This window comes from Mycobacterium sp. UM_Kg27 (genome assembly GCF_000972905.1).
In the GTDB taxonomy this organism is placed as follows: Bacteria; Actinomycetota; Actinomycetes; order Mycobacteriales; family Mycobacteriaceae; genus Mycobacterium.
In genome coordinates, this window is record NZ_JRMM01000217.1 from 1 (window position 1) to 4127 (window position 4127).

Consider the following 4127-nt stretch of genomic DNA (forward strand, 5'->3'; position numbering starts at 1 on the left):
GGTAACGCCGGTGCCGGTGGCGCCGGTGGTAGCTCGGGCGCGACCAACGCCGCCAGTGGCACCAATGGTTCGGCCGGTAAGGGCGGTAACGGTGGCGCCGGTGGTGGCGGGTATGACGCGGCTACGGATGCGACTGCTGCGGCAGGTACCTCGGGTGGCAATGGTGGTGTCGGTGGTAACGCCGGCCATGGTGGCCTGCAGGTCGGTGGCGGCCACGCCGCTGATGGCACGGCCGGTGTCGGCGGTGCCGGTGGCGACGGTAAGGACGGTGCCGCGGGTAACGCCGGCACGGCGGGCGACCCCGACGGCACGGCGGGCGGCAAGGGTGGTGCCGGCGGCAATGGCGGTGCGGGTGGGCTCGAAGCCGATGGCATCACCCACGCCGCGCAGGGCGACGGCGGCGATGGTGGTGCCGGCGGTAAGGGTGGTGCCGGCTACGTCGGTGCTAGCGGTGCCAATGCCGGCGATTCGGGTGAAAGCGGTGGTAACGGCGGCGCCGGCGGCGACGGCGGGGCCGGTGGAACGGGCTTCGTCGGTGGTGTCGGTGGTGCGGGTGGTAACGCCGGTGACGGCGGTAGTGGCGGCGACGGGGCCACCGGCGCTCAAGGCACGTTCGCCAATGGCGGCAGCGGCACCGGTCAGACCGGCGGCTCCGGCGGTAGTGGCGGCAACGGTGGCAGTGGCGGTAAGGGCGGCGTCGGTGGTACGTCGACCGGCGGCGGCACGAACGGTGCCACCGGTGTCGGTGGTGACGCCGGTGATGGCGGCAATGCGGGTACGGCCGGTGATGGTGGCCGAGGTGCTGATGGCGACGCCACCCACGTCGACGGCGGCAATGGTGGTCAGGGCGGCGAGGTCGGCACTGCCGGCGACGCGGGCACTGCGGGCACGGGTTCCAGCAGCGGTAACGCTGGCACGGACGGCACCGAGATCACCGGTATCGCCGGCAGCGGTGGACAAGGTGGTGACGGCTTCAATGGCGTGAGCGCCGGTGACCGGGGCGGCAACGGCGGTGCCGGCGGGGACGGCGGTAGCCGCGGTAGCGGCGGCAACGGTGGTTCCGGTGGTGACGGTGTCCAGGGTGGCGACGGCGCCAGCACCAGTGGTGTCTACCCGCCGACGGGCGCGAACGGCGGTGCCGGCCAGGCCGGTGGCGCGGGAGGTAACGGTGGTGCCGGCGGCGCCAGCGGGGCGTTGGCGGGCAACGCCGGCAGCGGCGGCAAGGGCGGGGCAGGAGCAGACGGCGGTAAGGGTGGTGCCGGCACGGAGGGCACTGATGGCCGACTGGCGTCTTCGGGCTACACGGCCGGTGCCGGAGGCGCCGGCGGCCGCGGCGGCGACGGTGGTGCCGGCGGCAACGGTGGTGCCGCCGGTGCGCTGAACAACGGCACCGGTGACGCCGGCGTCCAGGGCGATGCCGGTAAGGCCGGTAACGGTGGCACCGGTGGTGACGGCGGCCGTGGCGGCTGGGGCGACGACAAGGGCAACACGGGTATCGGTGGTGTCGGCGGCACAGCCGGTGATGGCGGCAATGGTGGCGCCGGAGGTTCGGGCTTGATCGCTACCGATGGCGGTAATGCCGGCAATGGTGGTGTCGGTGGGCACGGCGGCCACGGCGGTTCGGGCAACTACCCGGGCGGCCTCGACGGTATGGCCGCCGGAGCGGCGGGTGCCGGCGGTAACGGTGGTACCGGTGGTGAGGCCGGTGTCGGTACGAACGCCACCAACGGCGGCACCGGCGGGTCCGGTGGTACCGGTGGTGAGGGCGGCACCGGAGGTGTCGGTAAGTGGGGTTCGGGCGGTAGCGGCGGTGCCGGTACCGACGGTGGCGACGGTGGCAACGCTGGCGCCGGTGGTGCCGGGCACAACGGCGGCTCCGACGGGGCGAACGGCACCGGTGGTGCCGGTGGCTTGGGTGGCCGCGGTGGCCAGGGCGCGGTGAACGGCCTGCGTGATTCGGACGGCAACGGTCTGGCGGGCGGCAAGGGTGGTCAGGCCGGTGACGGTGGTGCCGGTGGGCAGGGCATCGGTGGTGTCGGTGGCGGCAACGGCGGCCGGGGCGGTCAGGGCGGTCAGGGCGGTGACGGTGCTTCCGGTGCTAACGCCGCGGCCGGCAGTGGCCTGGACGGTGGCAACGGCGGCGCCGGTGGTGACGGCGGTGACGCCGGTCAGGGTGGCGCGGGCACTGACGGCGGCCAGACCGGCAACCTGGGAACCGGTGGTTGGGCCGGAAACGGCGGTCAGGGCGGCAACGGCGGCACAGCCGCCGCGGGCAGCGGTAACGCCGGCGGTAGCGGTGGAACCGGCGGGGCCGGCGGTAGCGCCGGTGCCGGCACCAACGACTACGCCACGGTCGACGACTACCACCCGGGTCAGGCCGGTAACGGTGGTGCCGGCGGCAACGGTGCGAATGGCACCAATGGGGTCAACCCCGGCGACAGCGGCACGGCCGGTGGTGACGCCGGTGCCGGCGGCAAGGGCGGCGACGGTGTCATCGGCGGCAACGGTGGCAACGCCGGCACCGCGGGCAAGGGCGGCAACGGTGTGGCGGGTGCCAGCGCTGCGCCCGGTAGCGGCGGGAGCGGCGGCGACGGTGGCAATGCCGGCGCCGGCGGTAACGGCGCCGATGGCGGCAACGGCGGCAGCGGCAGCATGACCAATGGCAACGGCGGCAACGGCAGCAGCGGCGGCAATGCCGGTACGGCCGGTAAGGGCGGTGACGGTGCCGGTGGCGGCGGTGGGAACACCGCAGGCAGTGGCGGTAAGGGTGGTGACGGTGCCGACGGCGGCACGGTCGGTTCCGGCGGCCTCGCCGGTACGGGTGCGGGCAGTGCCGGCACCGCCGGTGCGGATGGTGCGGCAGCGGGCACGTCCAGCGGCGGCGCCAACGGCGGTATCGGTGGCGACGGTCAGGGCTTTACCAGTGATGGCATGACCGGTCAGAACGGTGGTGCCGGTGGTGCCGGTGGCAACGCGGGCCTCGACCAAGCCGGCGGCGAAGGTGGCCGCGGCGGTAATGGTGCGACGGGTAACGCGGGCGCGGTGGCCGCGGACGGCCAGGCCGGAAACACCGGTGGCAATGGTGGTAACGGTGGCGTCGGTGGCGCCGGTGGCACGGGTCGTGGGACCGGTGACGGTGGTGCCGGTGGTATCGGCGGTAGTGGTGGCGACGGCGGTGCTGGTAGCGCCGGTAACTCCGGTCCCAACGGGTCCGGCCAGGAGGGCGGCAACGGCGGCGACGGCGGCACCTCCGGTGGCGGCGGACGCGGTGGCGACGCGTTGGGCTCCGGCGACGGAGGCAAGGGCGGCAACTCCGGTAACGGCGGTAACGGCGGTAACGCTGGTGCGGGCTCGAGTGCCACCAATGCCAGTGGTGACGGCGGCAACGGTGGCACCGGCGGGTCCGGCGGAGATGCACTGTTCGGTGCCGGACCGAACTCGGGTTCGGCCGGTGATGGCGGTAAGGCGTGGGGAACCGGCACTGGCGGCGCTGGCGGTAACGGTGGCAATGCCGGGCACAGCGGCAACGGTGGTGATGGCGGTGACGCCACGGGTGCGGGTAACGCCGGCAATGGCGGCGACGCCGGCGGGACGGCACATCTGGGTGGCGGTGTCGGTGGCCGCGGTGGTGACTCGGTGGCCGGTGACGGCGGCGCCGGCGGCAACGGCGGCAATGGTGGTGACACCGGTTCGGTGGCCGGCAACGGTGGCGACGCACTGGGCACCGGCAACGGCGGCAACGGCGGCTGGGGCGGCCTGGGCGGTTGGGGCGGCACCGGTGGTGTCGGCGGTAACGCACTGGGGGCCACCGGCACCGGTGGCGCCGGCGGCAACGGCGGTAATGGCGGTGACGCACTGGCCACCGGCGGCACCGGCGGCGACGCCACGCTCGTCGGCAACGGCGGTAAAGGTGGCGACGGCGGCTGGGGCGGCGTGGGCCGCGAGGGTGCGGCCGGCGGCAATGCCGCTGGATCGGGCAGCGGCGGCCAGGGCGGCAACGGCGGTGACGGCGGGGCCAACACCGGTGGCGGCCACGGCGGTAACGGCGGCGATGGCACCGCGACGCAAAACGCAGGCAATGGTGGCGCCGGCGGCGATGGGGCCGGTGGTGCGCCTGTCTCTTATAC

At 74.4% G+C, this 4127-nt stretch carries 1 protein-coding gene; it reads left to right on the plus strand.

What is annotated here, in order from left to right; translation table 11 throughout:
* Window positions 1-4127 (plus strand): hypothetical protein (locus LI94_RS25150; RefSeq protein ID WP_046302369.1); only part of this gene is annotated, 4127 nt, incomplete at both ends.